This window comes from Acinetobacter sp. N1-1 (assembly GCF_056711485.1).
In genome coordinates this window covers 974,503-994,183 of record NZ_JBWXUO010000012.1, presented here as the reverse complement: position 1 = coordinate 994,183, position 19,681 = coordinate 974,503, and the positions used below count along the sequence as shown (strand labels likewise).

Sequence of the window (19,681 nt, the reverse complement as noted above, 5' to 3'; positions counted from 1 at the left end):
CTTACTCCACAATGTACCGGCCACGTTCGGCAACGGCTGTTTCCACTAAGTCAACGAAAGCATCGATTGACATAGTACCCAAATTTTTTCCTGAGCGCGTACGAACATTGACAGTGCCATCTTCAACCTCACGGTCACCGAGCACGAGTAAATATGGAATGCGCTCTAGCGTACGCTCACGAATCTTAAAGCCGATCTTCTCATTTCTCAAGTCAGAAATAGCACGAATATCATGTTCTTTAAGTTTCTGCACCACACTTTCACAAGCTTCTGCTTGTGTACCTGTAATATTCATTACACATACTTGTGTTGGAGACAACCATGGTGGCATAAAACCAGCATAATGTTCAATAAGTATACCAATAAATCGTTCAAAACTACCAAGAATTGCACGATGTAGCATTACTGGCTGGTCACGTTCATTATCTTCAGTTACAAATGAAGCATCTAAACGCTCAGGTAAGTTAAAGTCACATTGAATTGTACCACATTGCCAAATTCGGCCTAAGCAGTCTTTTAAAGAAAATTCAATTTTTGGACCATAGAATGCACCTTCACCCGGTTGAAGATCCCACTCTAAACCTGCTGCATCTAAAGCATCAGCTAGTGACTTCTCAGCCAAATCCCAAAGTGCATCATCACCTACACGTTTTTCTGGACGTGTAGAAAGCTTCATTTGCACATCTTCAAAGCCAAAATCTTTATATACATCTAAAGTTAGCTTAATGAAATCTGCAACCTCTTTACCAATTTGGTCTTTAGTACAGAAAATGTGTCCATCATCTTGTGTGAAGCCACGTACACGCATAATACCATGAAGTGAACCAGATGGTTCATTACGATGACAAGAGCCAAACTCAGCCATACGAATTGGTAATTCACGGTAAGATTTTAACCCTTGATTGAAAATTTGTACGTGACAAGGGCAGTTCATTGGTTTTACAGCATAATTTCTGCTTTCAGAATGTGTTGTAAACATATTCTCAGCATAGTTTGCTGCATGACCTGACTTTTCCCATAGCACAAAATCAACAATTTGCGGTGTACGAACCTCTTGATAGCCATGATCTTTTTGCACTTTACGCATATATTGTTCAAGTGCTTGGTAAATTGTCCAACCATTTGGATGCCAAAATACCATACCAGGTGCTTCTTCTTGCATATGGAATAAGTCTAGCGCTTTACCAATTTTACGATGGTCACGTTTTTCTGCTTCTTCTATACGTTTAATATATGCAGCAAGTTGTTTTTTATCTGCCCAAGCTGTACCGTAAATACGTTGTAACTGCTCATTCTTTGCATCACCACGCCAATATGCACCAGACAACTTTGTTAACTTGAATGATTTTAAAAATTTTGTATTTGGAACGTGTGGCCCACGACACATATCTACGTATTCTTGATGATAATATAGACCCATTGCTTTTTCATCAGGCATATCTTCAACAAGACGTAGCTTATAGTCTTCCCCACGCGCTTTAAACAACTCAATAACTTCATCACGCGGTGTCATTTTTTTAATGACATCGTAGTCTTGAGCAATTAAGACTTTCATACGCTCTTCAACTGCAGCCATATCATCTAACGTGAATGGACGCGGCATATATACGTCGTAATAAAAACCTTCTTCAATGACTGGCCCAATAACCATCTTTGCTTCAGGAAATAATTGTTTTACTGCATGCCCAACTAGATGTGCGCATGAATGGCGAATAATTTCTACGCCTTCGTCATCTTTTGGTGTAATAATTTGAAGGGTCGAATCTTCAGAAATAAGATCACTTGCATCAACTAAACGGTCATTTACACGACCTGCAACAGTATTCTTTGCAAGACCTGGCCCAATACTCTGAGCAACGTCCATAACAGAAACTGCATGATCAAACTCTTTTTTATCGCCATTTGGCAATGTAATAATTGGCATAAAAAATCCTTAAGGAGTGATGCCCCATACAAAGGAGCATGTCACCGCGAGATTATGATCGAGGAAAACCTCAAAAGATAAAAACGGTGGTTTTAAAAAATTAGAGTAATAAGTGTACACACATAAATACTTTTCTAAAAGCATTTACAAAACTTAATTACAAGTGAAATTTATTCAATATTAGCCTCTAGACTTCCCTTGATCGGAAAGTAATGCGACTTGTTGAACATAGTTAACAATTTTTTGTCGTGCTTCTTCTAACTCTTCAGACGTTGCCTCTAAGCTCTTATCACGATGATAACGAAGAATATGCTGGCGTAAGGTATGCTTTTCTGTTGCATTATATTGCTTACTAAACTCGTGAATCGCAGGATCACCCTGTTCAATTAAACGATCCACCCAACGAGTCAACAATGCTTGCTGCTTCAAGCCTTGCTTCGGTGTGAGATAAGATAAAATTACAGCCTCATCTTCATTACGCAACAGCTTACCAATACGTTGAAACTGACGACGTCTTGCTTCAAAAGAAGTAATTTCTTGCACATCTAGCAGTGCATCAATGAGTCTATCTTCTACAGGAAGTTGCTGAATTTGTTTCAATGAAAGTGTTGCAAGTTGTTCACCTAGCGCCGCCATACGTTGTACTGCACGCTTCTGCTCACTTTTACTTGCACGCCCTTCTAATGATTCAAAATCTTCATTGGTATAGTTTTTTTGCGGTCGACGTGCCACTATTAATCTGCCTCATAAAATTTTGCTGCAAACAAAGCCTGTACTTCTGACAAAGCTTGTTCTTCATCCGATCCATCCACAACTAAACGCAATGTTGTCCCTTTTCCTGCACCAAGCATCAGTAATGCCATAATATTTTTAGCATCAATAAGTTTCTGACCCTTTCCAATTTGGATATTTGAGTTAAACTTTGTGGTGACTTCGATAAGCTTACCAGATGCACGTGCGTGCAAGCCAAGTTTGTTAATTACATCTACTGTTGTGTCAATCATGACCAGTGCTTCATTTCTCTGTGTAAAATTTGAATAGACCAATCGGCTTCTAATGCTTTCTTAAGTCTATCAACGATATAAACTGAACGGTGTTGCCCACCCGTACAACCAATAGATATTGTCAAATAATGGCGATGCCCTTCAGCAAATGCAGGCAACCATTTATCTAGAAAACCATGAATGTCATTATACATTTCATTCACTTGTTCGCTATTTGATAAAAACTGACGCACGGGCTCATCTAAACCTGACAGTTTACGGAGAGTCAAATCCCAATGTGGGTTTGGCAAATGGCGCACGTCAAATACATAATCTGCATCTAACGGAATTCCATGCTTATAACCAAATGATTGTAAAATCAAAATAAGTTTATCGGACTGCCCAAGCTTAGATAACAGCGTATGCTTTAAATCATGAACGCTTTTATCAGTGGTATCAATATTGACTGTAGATCTTAATTGGATTGGTAATAATAAACTTTTTTCTTCTTGAATGCATTCATTTAAACTTTTACAGCGACTGCTTAAAGGATGTGGTCGTCGTGAAGCACTAAAACGAGCAATAAGTTGTCCATCATTTGTACTTAAATAAATGATATCAACTGAACCATGTTTCTTTAACTGCTGAAAGACAGTCTCAAATTCTTCTAAATCTGCCTGAGTACTGCGAACATCAACACCCAAAGCTAATTGCTCAAGGTTATTTTCATGATCTAGCTTAGATACAATTTCAGGTAATAACGCTAAAGGTAAATTGTCTATACAATAGTAGCCTAAATCCTCTAAAACTTGTAAAGCAGAGGATTTTCCTGAGCCAGATTGGCCTGTAACGATCAAAATACGCTTCATTATTCTATCCTTTGACGTATCTAGGTTGAGATCTTAACTCTTAAATTATCAATCAAGCGTGTTTTACCAAGCCTTGCTGCTACAAATAATACAATATCCTTATCAAAATGTAGTACGGTTTCTAATTCAGGTGTCCGCGCCTCTACATAATCAACTGCAAAGCCATATGCCGTTAAATCACTTTTCATCTTTTCAAGAACATTATTTAATGCTTCCCCGCCCTCTAAAGATATTTTGGCACGATTTAAAGTTGCATATATTTGAGGTGCTAAAGCACGTTCTTCGGCTGTTAAATATCCGTTTCTAGAACTCAGAGCTAAACCGTCTTCTGCACGAGTTATTGGAACCCCAATTACTTCGAGTGGCATATTTAAATCACGCACAAGCTGTTGTACAACAACCAATTGTTGAAAATCTTTTTGTCCAAAGAATGCATAATTCGGCTGAACAATATTAAATAGTTTTGTTACAATGAGTGCCACACCATCAAAATGACTTGGCCGTGCATGACCACATAAACCCTCTGTAATTCCAGTAACTTGAATATTTGTTTTTCTTGGCTCTTTAGCAAACATTTGCTCTATCGCAGGTGCAAAAATAATATCACATCCCACATCTGCCAAAAGATGACTATCCTGATCTAATGTTCGAGGGTAATTATCAAAATCTTCATTTGGTCCAAATTGAGTTGGATTAACAAAAATACTTACCACTACAAGGTCGCAGATTTTTTTTGCTTCGCGCACAAGATTTAAATGCCCTTCATGCAAATTTCCCATTGTAGGAACAAAACCAATCAACTTTTTTGCATGGCGTGCTGGACTTAAAGATGCAGCAAGCCCATGTATAGTGGTTTCCGTTTTCATGTTTACAACTCTACTCGAAATGTATGTTCAGCAGCAGGAAATTCTTGTTTATGTACTGCTTGGTGATATGCCTGAAGTGCATTTAAAATTGCTTGACTCCCAGACTGCTCAACCATAAAGTTACGTACAAACTTAGCAACACGACCGAATGTTAAGCCAAGCATATCTTGTACAACTAAAACTTGTCCATCCGTATTAGCACCCGCACCTATTCCAATTACAGGAATTTGTGGAAACCTCTCTGCAACTTCTTTACCTACTTGTGCTGGTACACACTCAAGTAAAATAATTGCCGTACCTGCTTCTACAAGTATTTCACAATCACGAATTAACTGGTCTGCAGCCTCACGCGTTTTTGCTTGTACTTTATAACCACCCAATACATTTACAGACTGCGGTGTTAACCCTAAATGCATACATACAGGTACACCATTACGCGTTAATGACCGAACTGTATCTGCTAACCATGCACCACCCTCAATTTTGATCATTTGAGCGCCAGCTTGCATCACTTTTTTAGCATTTGTCAATGCTTCTGTTTCTGTCGCATATGCCATAAAAGGCAAATCTGCCATAAGAAATGCATGCTGATTCGCACGACGCACACACTCTGTATGATATACAATATCAGCCGTTTCTACAGGAATTGTAGAATCATGGCCTTGCATGGTCATGCCAAGTGAATCACCAATTAATATACTATCAATTTCAGCAATTTCCATTGCTTTTGCCATGCTTGAATCATAACAAGTTAGGCATGAAAATTTACGACCTTCGGCTTTATAACGTCGCAAATCACTTAAACTAATCATGTAATCTCCTAACAATATTAGCCCATATTCTTAACAATATAGGTGACTAAATAATATTGCCTTTATTTTCCCACCAGTCTGCCAACGCAATTGGCTCAAGCTTAGACTGTTGTACCACGTTTAAATGACACAATAATTGATTATTTACAACTATCTTTTCATTCAAATCTAATAAGGGTAACAGCACAAAATCTCGTTCAAATAAACCTATATGCGGTACCGTTAGACGATCATTTGATATTTCCACATCACCATACAAAATTAAATCGAGGTCAAGTGTTCTTTCACCCCATCGACGTAAGCGCACTCGCCCCGATTCATTTTCAATGCGCTGCAACACATCAAGTAAAGCCAAAGGCGTTAAGTCGGTACATAACTCAACAACAGCATTTAGATAGTCAGGCTGATCTTGAGGCCCCATCGGGGGTGTAGAGTACAGTTTTGATACTCTAACTTCACCTACTTTTCTCAACTGATGAACTGCTTCTTTTAAAATAGCGTGAGAGTCACCTAAGTTACTCCCTAAGCCAATGTAGCTTGTTATCATTGCGTTGGCCCAAACACAACTTGTGTTAGATCACGCTGAACGCGCTTACGTTTTAAAATTGGATGCTTATCGTCGACTCCCATCGAATTCTGATTTGAATCGGCTGTAGCTACTGATGTAGTTCCAGTTTTTCTTGCTTTAGAACGTCTTGAACGACGAGAGGTATTTTCTTTTTCAACCACTAAAGGTTCAATCGTTTGTGAATCTCCTGTAGTTAGAGATTCCACTACAGCATCTGAAGATACTTTACGACGTTTTTTAACACGTTGGCGGTTATACTTCGAAATAGCAGCTTCTTTTTCATCTATAGAGAGGTTTTGGTAAACTTCCCACCAATGTCCCATGCCTTCAGTATCTTGATCACCTGATTTTTCACGCAACAATAGAAAGTCAAAACCCGCCCTAAAACGTGCATGGCTAGAAAGTGACTCTATTTGTTGTGGTTTAGGATTAAGTAAACGCGTTTGCATTTCCCAAACTTCACGAATAAATGTTTCAGCAAATCGTGGAATAACCGTTCGGGTACACTGGCGTTTCAGAACATCAAGTCCTGCTTGAGCACGTGCTTCTGCTGGAACAATCCCTTTATTTAGGTAGAACTGTGTGCGCTCTAAAAAGTTTTCCCAAAGTAAAACAGCGTAAAAAAACGCAGGGTTAATGGTTTTCCCAACTTGAATTCTTTGATCTGTATTTTTTGCAGCTAAAATAATAAAATCATTTAATATGGGTTGAATATCTGCAAAAAGTTGTTTCCACACGCCGAAGTCTATTAGGAGTGGCAAAATACGTTGTAATTGCCCCATCGTAAATAGTTTTTGTGACTCGTCATAAAGTCGATGTGGTGAAATATCGCGTAACAACATTGCCATATCAGCATTAAAAATATTTAGAATATCATCGGAAATTCTAAAATTAAGCTTCGCTGAAAAACGTAGGGTACGCAACATACGTACAGGGTCTTCTTCAAAACGCTTTGTAGGATCACCAAGTAGTCTTAATGTTTTACTTTTTATATCTGCAATCGCATTACAAAAATCTAAGATAATACCTTTTCTTGGCTGGTAATACATTGCATTAATGGAAAAGTCTCTTCGAGCAAAATCTTGCTCAATTGTTCCCCAATTGTTGTCACGCAGAATCATACCTTGCGCGCTAGTCACCTCTTTTTTTGGTGGTGCGCGAAAAGTAGCGACTTCGATTAAGTCACGTCCAATATAAACATGGGCCAACTCAAAACGTCGACCAATAATGCGACAACGGCGACCAAAAACTGACTTCACCTGAGCAGGCGTAGCATTGGTCACAGCATCAAAGTCTTTGGGATTCAATCCAAGCATTAAATCACGAACACCACCACCTACGATGTATGCTTCGTAACCTGCTTTACTGAGAGCATCAATCACTTCAATGATTGAAGGGGGTAATTTTTTAATGGATAAACCATATTTTGACGCGCGTAAAGTGTGCAAAAGACGCTCTCTCCTACGTCTGTAATGAATATTTTAATAACAACTGCTCATCATAGAGCATCACCCATAAAAGGGCAATTTCTTGTATCTTATACTAAGCAAGAAATACAGTGAAACACTTTTACATAAGATTTTTCACAAAGGCTATTTTTCTCAGATATTTATATAGATATTACTTTATTGATTTTCATTAATTTTCATATTTTTCGCAGCGTTCCAGAGTTGATCCATTTCAATCAATGTCAACTGATCAATCTCTTTACCATCTCGCTTTGCACTTTCTTCAATATAAGCAAAACGCTGTCTAAACTTTAAAATTGTCTTAAGTAATGCTTGATCTGAAGATACTCCCTTTTGACGCCCTACATTAATCATCGAAAATAAACAGTCACCCAATTCTTCTTCAATATGTTGCTGATGATTTTCTGCTAGTGCTTCTTTAAACTCGTTTAGTTCCTCATAAACCTTATCAATAGCATCCTGAATATGAGGGAAATCAAAACCGATGCTCGCTGCTTTTTTCTGTATCTCTTCGGCCTGTATAATTGTAGGGCCATGCTTTATATCTGCCAATTGAGATGGTGCTATTCCTTCGTCTTTCTTTTCTTGTCGCTTAATTTGTTGCCATAAGTCAGAAACCTGTGTTTCATCTAGTGTACTAAATTTTTCTTTTTCAAAAACATGTGGATGACGTCGTATCATCTTCTGCATTAATGCATCTACAACATCATTGAAATCAAATTTTTGCTGTTCCTTGTACATTTGTGATTGAAAAATCACTTGTAACAATAAGTCACCTAACTCATTTTTTACTTGATCAGTATCTCCATTCAAAACTGCATCTTCAACCTCATATGCTTCTTCAATCGCATAACGCGTTAAAGTTTTAGGTGTTTGCTTCTGATCCCAAGGGCATTCCTTACGAAGGGTTTCCATAATTTCAAGTAACTGTTGTACCGACATAATTCTCTCTAATAAAAAAAGCCAGTGAAATTTCACTGGCTCAGACACTTAATTGCCTTGTACAAGACGACGTGCGCTAATAATACCGGGCTGTTGCTCTAAGCGTGCAAGGAGACGTGACAATTGTGCCAAGCCTTTTACCTCTATAAGCAGCTTCATATTTGCAATACCATCATTTTCAGAAATGGTATTTACCTGACGAATATTAATTTGATCTGCAAAAATTACTTGTGTTAAATCACGTAATAAACCGCGTCGATCATAAGCCTCAACTACAATTTGAATACTCTGACCGCGTGTGGGTTGTAACTCCCAATCTGCATCAACTGCACGTTCAGGCTCTTGCGTGATCATACGGTTATAATCAAGGCAACCTTTTTTATGGATGCTAACCCCACGATTTAAAGTAATATAACCACCGATCATCTCACCATGTACAGGCTGGCAACACTGTGCAATATGGAGTTCAACATTATCTAATCCATCTACCAAAATACCGTGCGCAGATAAAGTATGACTTGCACGTGGATTTAGTGCAGGCTTGAGTATCAGCTCTGGTTCATCTTGGTCAATATTCATATGACGATTGACCTGATTCATTAAGCCATGAAGACTAATATCTCCACTCACCAAACCAATCAATACATCATCACCAGTTTTCACATTAAAATGTGCGCAGTATTCATTTAAATCAATACTTTTCGGATGAATCGCAAGACGTTGCAATTCTTTTGTGAGCAACTCTTTACCCACTTCTAAATTTTTACTGCGGTCTTGTTGTCTAAACCAATGACGCAACTTATCTCTAGCGCGTGCTGTTTTAATATAACCCAGTGAGCTAACCAACCAATCACGATTTGGATCACGATCTTTCTTGGTTAAAATTTCAACCTGCTCACCCGTTTTTAACGTATAGGTTAAAGGTACATAACGTTGATTGACACGTGCAGCATAGCAATGGTTCCCCACCTCTGTATGCACATGATATGCAAAGTCTAAAACTGTCGAGCCACGTGGTAACTCTTTAATGTCACCATCTCGGCTAAAAACATAGATCTTTTCAAAATCTTCAAAATCTTGAATTTTTTCAAAATCATCATCTTCTTCATCTTTAGCATGTGCACTTGCTTCATTACGCTCTTGATAATGTTCTAATACTGCACGTAATGAATGCAAACGATGATTAAAAGAAAAGTCTGTGGCTTTACCACCCTCTTTATAATTGAAGTGTGAGCAAACCCCAAGCTCTGCCTCTTCATGCATTTCGTGCGTACGCACTTGAATTTCTAAAGATTTATTTTCTGCAATTACTGCTGTATGTAGCGAGCGATAGCCATTGGCTTTAGGATTAGTAATATAATCATCAAACTGATGTGGAATGTGTCGCCAAATTTGATGAACAATACCCAAAACGTGATAACACTCAGGTACAGTATTGACAAGAACACGTAACGCTCGAATATCATAAAGTTGATCGAAGCTAAGATTCTTACTCTTCATCTTACGATAAATTGAGTAAATGTGTTTTACACGACCACTAATATCAGCTTCTATATTAATCTTACCAAGCTCACCTTTAAGTTGCGCAACTACAGACTCAATATATTGCTCTCGCTCTAAGCGCTTCTCATTTAAGAGCTTTGCAATTTCTTTATAGCGATCAGGTGCTAAATAACGAAATGCAAGGTCTTCTAGCTCCCACTTGAGTTGTGCAATTCCAAGTCGATGTGCAAGTGGCGAGTAGATCGTTAATATTTCTCGTGCAACACGCTCTTGACGTTCTTTAGGCGACTTTGCCAATTCACGTAGTTCAAATGTTCGCTCAGCCAATTTAATCAGCACAACGCGAACATCTTCCGTGACAGAAATCAGCATTTTATAAATGCCAGTTAAATGCTCACGCTTATTATTATTAAAATGATCTTCTAGTCGTTTATTTTGCTCAATGAGGTCTGACAGCTTCCCCATCGCCATTGTGCCTTGTACAAGCTCTAAAACTTCCTGCCCATAATACTCGACTACTTCCTCTAAAGAAGTAAGTCCTTCACGAACACTACGATATAATACAGCTGCAATAAGAGTCGCTTCATCTACATACAAGTGTGCCAAGATATCTGCAATACCAATACCTGTAATAAATGTATTATTACGCCCCGTCTTTTCTGTTTTTAAGCCCTTTTCTAAAGTCCGGCATGCAACTTCCTCTAACAGGATAAGTTCCCCATCGGTCTGCTGCCTTACACGATTTAACCACTGGGCTAAATCTTGTTGTTGTAAGGCATGCTCTACAGCCGTTTCATCTGAAGACTGCGTCAGTCGTTCAGGTAGCTGTTCACGTACTGTGACCATACCTATCTCCTATTATCATGTCATTCACTTTCGTTGTAATGCTGTTCTATTTTTTCAAACAAGGTAATTGATTCGACATGACTTGTATGTGTAAACATGTCCATTACACCTGCTTTTTTAAGTTGATAACCATGTTGCACAAGGATACCTGCATCTCGTGCCAAAGTAGCGGGATCACATGAAACATACACAATACGTTTCGCATCAAAATTTGCAATATAATTCATGACTTGTTCCGCACCTGCACGTGGCGGGTCTATCAATAGTGCGTCAAATCCCTGCTTTGCCCAAGGTTGTTTTGAAAAGTCTTTTGTTAAATCTTGTGAATAAAACTGGATATTTTCGACATGGTTTAATCGAGCATTTTCTTTTCCACGCCCTACCATCTCTTCACTACCTTCAACTGCAATGACTTGCCCCTTTTGACCAACAACACGCGCTAGTGGTAAAGAAAAGTTTCCTAAACCACAAAACAAATCAAGTACACGCTCGCCTGCCTTAAGTTGGAGCAAGTTACATGCCAAAGAAACCATCTGCTGATTCACCTCCGCATTCACTTGCGTAAAATCTGTAGGTAAAAATTTTAATTTTAAATCAAATACATCTAGTGAATAAAATAACGGCTGGTCATCTTCATCATTGACATGAACACGATAAGCACTCTCAGCACCTTTGGGTTGTAAATATAAATGCCAGTTTCGCTGTACGACAAAGTGTTGTAATGCTACCTGATCTTGTTTACACAATGGTGCTGTATGTCGAACAAGTAACGAAACACTTTCATCTCCCATACCCAGTTCAATATGTCCAATATCAGACTTACCTTTCAACTGGCTCAGCAATCTCTTAATTTCAGGGAGCGCATGATTGAGTTCAACATGTAAAACAGGGCAATGTCGAATATTCACCAAACGATTACTTTGTCTCTCTCTAAAACCAAACATAAATTTCTGATTTTTTTCGATATAGCGAACACCTATACGTGCACGGCGACGATAATCTTGGCGTGTACTACGTATTGGACTTAACCACTCAATCGGTGCCAGCCCCGCAAAATGCTGAAAGTGAGATTGCAAAACATCTTGTTTAAAGCGAATCTGCTCATCTGTGTGCATATGCTGCAAACTACAGCCTCCACAGACTTTGAAATGATCACATATTGGAGAAGTACGATATTCTGACGACTCGCCAATCACTTCAATAGCATCGCCTTCTTCATAGCGTTTGCTCTGTTTGGTTACACTCACTCGCACACGCTCTTCAGGAAGTGCAAATTGAATAAAGACCTTTTTCCCATCCTTTTCTGTGGGATGTTCAGCATCATGGGTATAATGAGCTATACCTCGTCCCTCATGGGACAATGCCTTAACATCAAACAAATAAGTTTGTACTGTATTGGGACGAGGTTTGGCAATATGTTTCAAAACTGAACCTAATTTAATAATTAAAAAATGTTGAACTGAAAGCGGTACTTTTCGCACTTCGCTCCCAATTCTTTAAAAAATCTTGATGCTTGGGCTTATCCTGTAAATACTGAATCGTTTGCTGTACCATATTTTTATGTTCATTTGGCAACAACTGGCCTTTTAGCATGACCCAACGTAAATAAATCAGCCATGTATTTATTACATCACATTCACAATAGGTTTCTAACTCAGCCCAATGCACTAATTTTAACTGCTGTGGTATTAAGTAGCCTGCGCCCTCTCGCCTACCAGGCAAACCTAAAAATTGTGCAATATCATCGAGTTTTTGAAAATTACGACTATTAAACATCGCCATTACATCCATAAGATCGACATGCTGATGGTGATATCTATTTTGATAATTACTAAATCGACGCTGTTGGTTTAACTCACCCTGATCAAACAAATTGGGTGCAGATAAACCATGATACATAGCACGATAAGCTATTACGGGTAAATCGAACTGTGAGCCATTCCAACTTACCAAAACAGGACGACGTTTTTCAAAAATAGATAGGAATTTTTGTAAAATGCCAAGTTCATTATTGTCTTGTTGGCTAAATGAGAACAGTCTAAAGCCTTTCTCATCAATCCATAATCCAGAAATGCAAACAATCTCATGCAATGGTAAACTCTGAAAATCTGTTCCAACATCTTGGCGACGCAATTTATTTAATGCCTGTGCTACATCTTCATCAGATAAATTACTTAGCCCATATAGATGAGCACCTGCTTTTAAATCTGTAATAGTTTCAATATCAAATACCAATACTGGTAAGCGCATACCTTGCATCCACCTTATTGTGTATCTTGAATAGAAAAAAGACCTGTAGACAAGTAACGATCGCCACGATCACAAACAATACACACAATTACTGCACTTGGGTCTTCTTTGGCAATCTGCAATGCCGCCCATACAGCACCACCAGAAGATGTACCTGCAAAAACACCTTCAGTCTTCGCAAGTGCTCTCATGGTCACTTCTGCATTGTCTTGTGCAATATCAATCACACGGTCTATACGTTGTCGATCGAATATTGTTGGTAAATATGCCTCGGGCCAACGGCGAATACCCGCAATACTTGCACCTTCTTCAGGTTGCAAACCAATAATTTGGATATCTGGATTTTTTTCTTTTAAATATTTTGATACGCCCATAATGGTTCCTGTTGTTCCCATTGAGCTTACAAAGTGAGTGACTTTACCGCCTGTTTGTTGCCAAATTTCTGGCCCAGTCGTTAAATAGTGTGCCTCGACATTATCAGGATTACCAAATTGATTTAACACAAATCCCTGACCATCTTTTTGCATTTGCAATGCCAAGTCCCGCGCACCCTCCATACCTTGCTGTTGAGTCACCTCAATGAGCTCTGCACCATATGCCAACATTGCATCTTTACGCTCTTGGCTCATATTATCAGGCATAATAAGTTTCATACGATAACCACGCATTGCAGCAACCATCGCAAGTGCAATACCTGTATTGCCACTTGTTGCTTCAATTAAAGTGTCACCTGGCTTAATATCCCCACGTTTTTCTGCCTGTATAATCATATTATATGCAGGACGATCTTTTACAGAACCTGCAGGATTATTTCCCTCAAGCTTTGCAAGCACTGTAGCTGTTGTATTTTTTGTTAAGCGTTGCAACCTTACTAGTGGAGTGTTTCCAACATAGTGATCAAGCAAGAAATCATCAGAAAAAAAGTCTGGAATATTGTCACTCATAATATTTACCTGATTTTAGGTAAGCCTATTGTATGAAAAAAATGATCATACTGCACTCATTTCACTCTTTTTTATACAAACAAATACATGCAACTATCGTATTAAAAGCATGATAAGATTTGCCTTAAGAGGAATCGTTTATTTTTCGATAATGGCACAATCTAAAAAAAATTTATTACAACGCTTACAACTTAACCATGCCTATGGACAATTAGTCGCATTTATTTTTATTCCTATTTTAGTTCTTGTAATTGTTGGGACAACTCTAGTTATCAATGAAACACGCGTTGCTGCAAAAAGCCAGCAACAATATGCTGCTATTGCCATATTAGCAAGATATCAACACACTGCCAAAATATTAGCATCTGCAATCAACACATCACCAACTATTCTGCCACGTGTAGAAAATATTCTACAAAATGTATTAAATGAACAATATGTTCAACGTGTAGCAATTATTACTAGTAAAAATCATATTCAAGCAACAATTGGTCAACGCCACTACCTACCTTGGCCTACAATAACGGACTCAGGTCTTTTTATGGGTCCTATTGCTTACAACCATAATACTATTTATGGCAGCAAAGTTATGACCGATAAAAATGGTGTAAGTACATGGTTACTCATTGAGCTTGATGACCAACCATTGGCAATTGCTCACTATCGAATTTTAACAGTGCTTACAGCAACAGGATTCATCACTTTACTTTTACTCATGATGTGTCTCAACTTCTATTCAAGAAGATGGATTGCACCACTATATGAAATTCGCATGCAACTTCAACGCCTAAATGCCGATAATTTAGACCAGCCTATTACACTTAACAGTAGTGGTGAGCTTAAACTATTACAACGAGATATTGAAAATACACTACAGCGTTTACATAGTAGTTTCTTAGAACTGAAAGAACACACAGAACAAACTGAAGATGATTTACGTAGAACGCTAGATACATTAGAAGTTCAGAACATTACTTATAGACAAGCACGTGACCAAGCAATCTCTGCCAACCAATCTAAATCTGTCTTTTTGGCGAACATCAGCCACGAGTTAAGAACGCCTCTAAACAGCATTGATGGCTTTATCCATCTGATGCTCAGACAAGACAGCTTAACAAATGATCAAAATATCTACTTACAAACCATCAGAAAATCTTCGGCTCACCTACTGGCACTAATTAATGATGTACTCGATTTTTCGAAAATTGAAGCAGGTAAGCTCGAATTAGAAACCGCACAATTTAACCTAGAAGAAACTATATTTGATGTCATGGATATGCTGTCCCCTCTTGCAGCACAAAAAAATATCAATATGGCTTTTTTCTTTGCCTATGACCTACCTCAGTCTGTCATTGGTGACACACTCAGATTTAAGCAAATTCTGACAAACCTCATTTCTAACGCAATTAAATTTACTCCTGAAGGTGAAATTATTGTTCGCACACGCCTTGAAAGTAAGAACTATCAACATTGTCAAATTTATTTTAGCGTTCAAGACACTGGTATTGGAGTCACTGAACAAGATCAAAAAAAACTGTTCGGCTCTTTCTCACAAGTCGATGCTTCAATTACTCGCCAATTTGGTGGAACTGGTCTTGGGCTTGCAATTTCTAAACAACTTGTTCAAATGATGCATGGACATATTGGTTTTGAAGACAACCAACTACGCACCCCTACAGAAAAAGGTTCAACATTTTGGTTTAATGCTCAATTTGAACTCGACCCATCTACCATAAAGCCTCAACCAGAATTTTTAGAGCATGTTCGCGTTATATCTTTTATTTCACATACCGCAACTGCAAATATTTTAAAAAACTACTTAGAAAATTATAAAGTACAGCATTCAGAAAGCACTTCGCTTCTAGACTTATTCAGTCGACTCAACAATTTAAAAGATGATGACAATACATGGGTCATTGTCGATCATGCAGGCGACACACCAGCTTTATTAAAAGAAATTCGTACGCGCTATCAAGGTCATTTAGCAATATATGGCTATCAGATGTCTTTAGAGCCCAATACATTAAATCAGTTCCATGCAACACCGCTGTATCAGCCACTAAGTCGCCATAGCCTAGTACAATTACTTAAAAATCAGGTTCAAGTCGAAGACCAAGCCACTCAGCTATTTGATGGTAAAGGATTGCATGTACTTGCAGTCGATGATCACCTACCAAACCTTATTGTTTTAGAAGCACTACTTGCTGAACTGAATGTAAAAACAACCAAAGCACTCAGTGGACAAGAAGCGATTAGGCATATTCAACAAGGTATTGAAGATAAACAACATCCATTTGATTTGATTTTTATGGATATTCAGATGCCAGTGATGTCTGGGATTGATACCACACGTGCAATTCGCTCTTTAGAATCTACACTAGAAGATCAGAAAAAATTACCAATTATTGCACTTACAGCACATGCTCTTTCAGATGAAAAGCAAAATCTTTTGTCTGTGGGCATGAATGATTATGTAACTAAACCTATTCAAATAGAACAGCTTATTCAAATTCTAACCACATGGACAAATAGAAAGTTTGAAAATGCATCTCTTGTACACGAGTCCCTCTCTACAGATATCGATATTGAATATTTAGATTGGGCACAAAGTGTAAAACTTGCAGCAAATAAAGAAGAATTAGCAGTCGACTTACTCAAAATGCTCATTGAAAGCTTTGATGGTGAAATTGAAGAAATGCAACAACTGATTGAACTCGAAGACTTCCCGCAACTTGAACATATTTTACATCGCTTATACGGTGCAACTCGTTATGTGGGCACCCCAAAACTACAAGAAAGTACAGGCAACTTTGAAAAATTTGTTTCCAAGCTTCGAAAAGAAAAACGTAGAGCAGACCAAAGCTTTATTGATGAAGTATTGGTTCGATTTAATGAACTGAAGGATATTATTCAACACACACGTGAATCAGCATATAAAAAACTGCAACAAACTTAAGTTCAAAGAAAAACACCTACAAATAAAGATAGAATTAAGTATATTTCTCTATTAGAGTGAATAAAAAATATTAGATAAAACAGATTTATAGAAAGTTGTGTAATACATTATTTGAATTCCACCCCTAAAACCGCTATATTACATACTGAGTAATTGTCAGGAATTATTGACTTCTATGAATTTAGAACCATCGCCCAGCGCTTCTAATTCTCAAGAAAGCGCGATGAATGCGCAAAGTGAAAATGTAAATCGCTGCTTAGCAGTTGTTCATGAAGCACTTGAAGATGTAAAAGCAAAAGATATTGTAAAGCTTGATGTAAGTGAAATTAGCAATGTTGCAGATGCAATTGTTATTGCTAGCGGCACTTCAACACGTCATGTCAAAGCACTTGCCAATAATGTTGCAGATGAAGCACGTCAAGCAGGTTTTCGTCCAATTGGTGTCGAAGGTGAACCTGATGCAGAATGGGTATTAATTGACCTTGGTTATGTTGTAGTACATGTTATGCTACCAACAGCGCGTAAGTTCTATGACTTAGAAAGTCTTTGGCGCTCCGCTCCTGAAAAAGCACTTGCATAAAATTTTTATGTAAATAGTAAAAAAGCGACAAAATATGTCGCTTTTTTATATTTTAGAATCTATAGTGCAAATTAAAATTTATTTGGCGATCATCGCCTAATGCGACAATATTACTATTTACCCCACCTGCATAATACTCTGTATTAAAAATATTTTTTGCATTTAAGCTTGCTTGCCATCGTGTTGCGTTATAGCCCACTTCAGCATCAAATAATGCATATCCAGGAATAGTATAAGTATATTTATAACTCGTCTTTTCAGATTCTGTACGTATACCTGCACCAATATACCAACCTGAAAGTGTATTGCCTAAAAATTCATAACGTGTAGATAAATTAAATGCTTGTTTTGAAACATTATTCAATCGCTTACCAACATAGCTTCTAATTTCATCATTTACAATCTTAGCAGTTGGTATATATGTATAGTTTGCAGAAATAAGCCAATTAGGACGTATCTTTGCTACAACATCTGTTTCAATCCCTTTCGAGTTTTGTTTCCCTGTTTGATAATTTATACCATCAGCATCAGTAGAAACAACATTAAATCGGGTAAGGTCAAACCATGCAAGACTTGCCTGAATATTCTGAGAAGGCGATTGAACTTTAAAACCAACTTCATACTGCTTAGCTTTTTCTGGCTCAAAAATTTTGCCATTTGCATCAACGTCAGTCACAGGTAAAAACGATGTTGAGTAACTAATATAAGGTGAAATAATATGATTTACATCATATAAAAGTCCTATATTCTCTGAAAAGGCATGACTATTTTTACTATTTTCAGTCTGATTATAATGACTTAGTGCTGATACTGATGCCCAATCATGACGTACACCTAAATTTAAGTTTAGATTTTCAGTTAAATCAATCTGATCTCTTAAATATGTTCCAACCGTTTTAAGCGTCGTTTTCACACTATCACTACGCAACGTTTTCTTAGAACACCAATTGCTACCTAAATAATTAGGACTATAAATATTGAAGTTACCTGCTACAGTACATGTATAATTCCATATATCACGTGTATCATGAATAGCATCTACACCTACCATTACATGATGATTCACAGCACCCAGACTAAATGTTTTAGATAAATTATTATCCAAAGCAAGATTTAGATCTGTATATAACTGATCCCTACCCGAACGCTTAATTGTCTTACTATTCAAACTCGAACTATTTGCAAAAATAACCTGCCCATCTAAACGTGAATTTTGAACTGCAAAGTTCTGCTTAAACTCCCATCCTGTATCAAACCGATGTGCAAAGTTATAACCAAAGCGATATACATCTGAAACATAAGGATCTTGGCTAGACTCGCCAATGAATAAACTACGGTTCAATTTACCATATGAGTTAGCCAAAAGACTGCCATATACAGGTATACCCTGTTGTCTCATATATTCTTTATGACCATAACTTGCTATTACCGATAAGTCTGTTTTATCGCCTAAGTCAAAAGTGTAGCTTGGTGAAACATAAAAATTTTTAAAATAAATATAATCTGTAGGGTCATTTTGATCTGAGTATGAAGCATTCAAGCGCCATGCTGCTTTACTTCCTTCATGTAAAGTATGATTTACGTCAAATGCTACTTGACGTAAATCATAAGAGCCATAACGCAGATCAACTGTATTAAAATTGTCTTGCTTTGCACGTTTTGTAATAAGATTAACTAATCCACCTGGTGCGCTCAAACCAAAATCCATCGAGCTTGGCCCTTTAACCACTTCCACACGCTCTAATCCCGTTATATCTACAGGAGAATCACTTGCTTGTGCTTGTCTTAATCCATCTATATAAATAGAATCCGAAGCAAGTTGGCCACGTATAATAAAATCATCTGCCCCTCTTCGACCCAATGGTGCTGAAATTACTCCTGAAACCCCATTCAGTGCATCTGTCAAATTCATGGCTTGTTTTTGTTCTATTTGTTTTTCACCTACAACACTGACAGATCTTGCCGTTTCAAATAACGATTGATCTGACTTAAAACTTTTTGTTTTTTTAATAATATCAGAATCATTATTAGAACTAACCTGAATGGTTGGTAGTACATTCTCACTAGCAAAAGCTGTCTGCAATATAGAGAACAAAGAAACAGCTAAGGCTGTTCTTACAAAATTAGTAGATGTTTTCATAAAAAAGATAACTAGCAGGAATTAAGCAG

Annotated in this window: 16 protein-coding genes; 2 read left to right on the top strand and 14 right to left on the bottom strand. The window is 37.7% G+C overall.

Annotation, left to right across the window (positions count from 1 at the left end; genetic code table 11):
• Nucleotide 1: 1 nt before the first annotated feature.
• From thrS to cysM, 13 genes are all read right to left on the bottom strand, one after another.
• Nucleotides 2-1,924, bottom strand: coding sequence for a threonine--tRNA ligase (thrS, locus tag AC1MPL_RS04955; RefSeq protein WP_479764688.1), 1,923 nt, complete (start codon nt 1,922-1,924; stop codon nt 2-4).
• 180 nt (nt 1,925-2,104) lie between these two features.
• The gene (yjgA, locus tag AC1MPL_RS04950) at nt 2,105-2,656 is read right to left on the bottom strand and encodes a ribosome biogenesis factor YjgA (RefSeq protein WP_479764686.1); all 552 of its coding nucleotides are present in this window, start codon (nt 2,654-2,656) and stop codon (nt 2,105-2,107) included.
• A gap of 2 nt (nt 2,657-2,658) precedes the next feature.
• Nucleotides 2,659-2,928 (bottom strand): HPr family phosphocarrier protein, encoded by a 270-nt coding sequence (locus AC1MPL_RS04945; protein WP_479764684.1) that lies wholly within the window; start codon nt 2,926-2,928, stop codon nt 2,659-2,661.
• Complete coding sequence (gene rapZ / locus AC1MPL_RS04940; protein WP_479764683.1) at nt 2,925-3,776, bottom strand: RNase adapter RapZ; 852 nt, start codon at nt 3,774-3,776, stop codon at nt 2,925-2,927. Before rapZ ends, AC1MPL_RS04945 begins: the two co-directional genes overlap by 4 nt.
• Nucleotides 3,777-3,796: 20 nt before the next feature.
• Nucleotides 3,797-4,642, bottom strand: a complete 846-nt coding sequence (gene panC, locus AC1MPL_RS04935; RefSeq protein ID WP_479764681.1) for a pantoate--beta-alanine ligase — start codon at nt 4,640-4,642, stop codon at nt 3,797-3,799.
• A gap of 2 nt (nt 4,643-4,644) precedes the next feature.
• Nucleotides 4,645-5,454: a 3-methyl-2-oxobutanoate hydroxymethyltransferase gene (gene panB / locus AC1MPL_RS04930; RefSeq protein WP_479764679.1), complete on the bottom strand. Its 810-nt coding sequence runs from the start codon at nt 5,452-5,454 to the stop codon at nt 4,645-4,647.
• A gap of 46 nt (nt 5,455-5,500) precedes the next feature.
• Nucleotides 5,501-6,001 (bottom strand): 2-amino-4-hydroxy-6-hydroxymethyldihydropteridine diphosphokinase, encoded by a 501-nt coding sequence (gene folK, locus AC1MPL_RS04925; protein WP_479764677.1) that lies wholly within the window; start codon nt 5,999-6,001, stop codon nt 5,501-5,503.
• A complete protein-coding gene (pcnB, locus tag AC1MPL_RS04920; RefSeq protein ID WP_479764675.1) occupies nt 5,998-7,470 on the bottom strand; it encodes a polynucleotide adenylyltransferase PcnB in 1,473 nt (490 codons plus the stop codon). Before pcnB ends, folK begins: the two co-directional genes overlap by 4 nt.
• Before the next feature lie 177 nt (nt 7,471-7,647).
• Nucleotides 7,648-8,433, bottom strand: coding sequence for a nucleoside triphosphate pyrophosphohydrolase (gene mazG / locus AC1MPL_RS04915; RefSeq protein ID WP_479764673.1), 786 nt, complete (start codon nt 8,431-8,433; stop codon nt 7,648-7,650).
• Between the two features lie 48 nt (nt 8,434-8,481).
• Nucleotides 8,482-10,782, bottom strand: coding sequence for a RelA/SpoT family protein (locus AC1MPL_RS04910; protein ID WP_479764671.1), 2,301 nt, complete (start codon nt 10,780-10,782; stop codon nt 8,482-8,484).
• Between the two features lie 20 nt (nt 10,783-10,802).
• Entirely contained in the window at nt 10,803-12,206 is a 1,404-nt protein-coding gene (rlmD, locus tag AC1MPL_RS04905) for a 23S rRNA (uracil(1939)-C(5))-methyltransferase RlmD (protein ID WP_479766151.1), read from the bottom strand.
• A gap of 13 nt (nt 12,207-12,219) precedes the next feature.
• Entirely contained in the window at nt 12,220-13,032 is an 813-nt protein-coding gene (locus AC1MPL_RS04900) for a 3'-5' exonuclease (RefSeq protein WP_479764669.1), read from the bottom strand.
• Between the two features lie 14 nt (nt 13,033-13,046).
• Nucleotides 13,047-13,976: a cysteine synthase CysM gene (gene cysM / locus AC1MPL_RS04895; RefSeq protein WP_479764667.1), complete on the bottom strand. Its 930-nt coding sequence runs from the start codon at nt 13,974-13,976 to the stop codon at nt 13,047-13,049.
• A gap of 151 nt (nt 13,977-14,127) precedes the next feature.
• Between cysM and AC1MPL_RS04890 the strand changes: the two genes are divergently transcribed.
• Both AC1MPL_RS04890 and rsfS read left to right on the top strand, forming a co-directional pair.
• A complete protein-coding gene (locus AC1MPL_RS04890) occupies nt 14,128-16,932 on the top strand; it encodes an ATP-binding protein (protein WP_479764665.1) in 2,805 nt (934 codons plus the stop codon).
• Between the two features lie 175 nt (nt 16,933-17,107).
• Nucleotides 17,108-17,512, top strand: a complete 405-nt coding sequence (gene rsfS / locus AC1MPL_RS04885; protein WP_479764663.1) for a ribosome silencing factor — start codon at nt 17,108-17,110, stop codon at nt 17,510-17,512.
• Between the two features lie 52 nt (nt 17,513-17,564).
• Here the strand turns inward: rsfS and AC1MPL_RS04880 are convergent, their stop codons facing one another.
• The gene (locus AC1MPL_RS04880; protein WP_479764661.1) at nt 17,565-19,652 is read right to left on the bottom strand and encodes a TonB-dependent receptor; all 2,088 of its coding nucleotides are present in this window, start codon (nt 19,650-19,652) and stop codon (nt 17,565-17,567) included.
• Nucleotides 19,653-19,681: the final 29 nt, after the last annotated feature.

Coding starts and splice junctions, on each gene's coding strand:
- rsfS (WP_479764663.1), top strand. CDS start 17,108: ATGAATTTAGAACCATCGCCCAGCGCTTCTAATTCTCAAGAAAGCGCG.
- cysM (WP_479764667.1), bottom strand. CDS start 13,976: ATGAGTGACAATATTCCAGACTTTTTTTCTGATGATTTCTTGCTTGAT.
- AC1MPL_RS04900 (WP_479764669.1), bottom strand. CDS start 13,032: ATGCGCTTACCAGTATTGGTATTTGATATTGAAACTATTACAGATTTA.
- AC1MPL_RS04880 (WP_479764661.1), bottom strand. CDS start 19,652: ATGAAAACATCTACTAATTTTGTAAGAACAGCCTTAGCTGTTTCTTTG.
- AC1MPL_RS04910 (WP_479764671.1), bottom strand. CDS start 10,782: ATGGTCACAGTACGTGAACAGCTACCTGAACGACTGACGCAGTCTTCA.
- AC1MPL_RS04890 (WP_479764665.1), top strand. CDS start 14,128: ATGGCACAATCTAAAAAAAATTTATTACAACGCTTACAACTTAACCAT.
- folK (WP_479764677.1), bottom strand. CDS start 6,001: ATGATAACAAGCTACATTGGCTTAGGGAGTAACTTAGGTGACTCTCAC.
- panB (WP_479764679.1), bottom strand. CDS start 5,454: ATGATTAGTTTAAGTGATTTGCGACGTTATAAAGCCGAAGGTCGTAAA.
- AC1MPL_RS04945 (WP_479764684.1), bottom strand. CDS start 2,928: ATGATTGACACAACAGTAGATGTAATTAACAAACTTGGCTTGCACGCA.
- panC (WP_479764681.1), bottom strand. CDS start 4,642: ATGAAAACGGAAACCACTATACATGGGCTTGCTGCATCTTTAAGTCCA.
- thrS (WP_479764688.1), bottom strand. CDS start 1,924: ATGCCAATTATTACATTGCCAAATGGCGATAAAAAAGAGTTTGATCAT.
- mazG (WP_479764673.1), bottom strand. CDS start 8,433: ATGTCGGTACAACAGTTACTTGAAATTATGGAAACCCTTCGTAAGGAA.
- rapZ (WP_479764683.1), bottom strand. CDS start 3,776: ATGAAGCGTATTTTGATCGTTACAGGCCAATCTGGCTCAGGAAAATCC.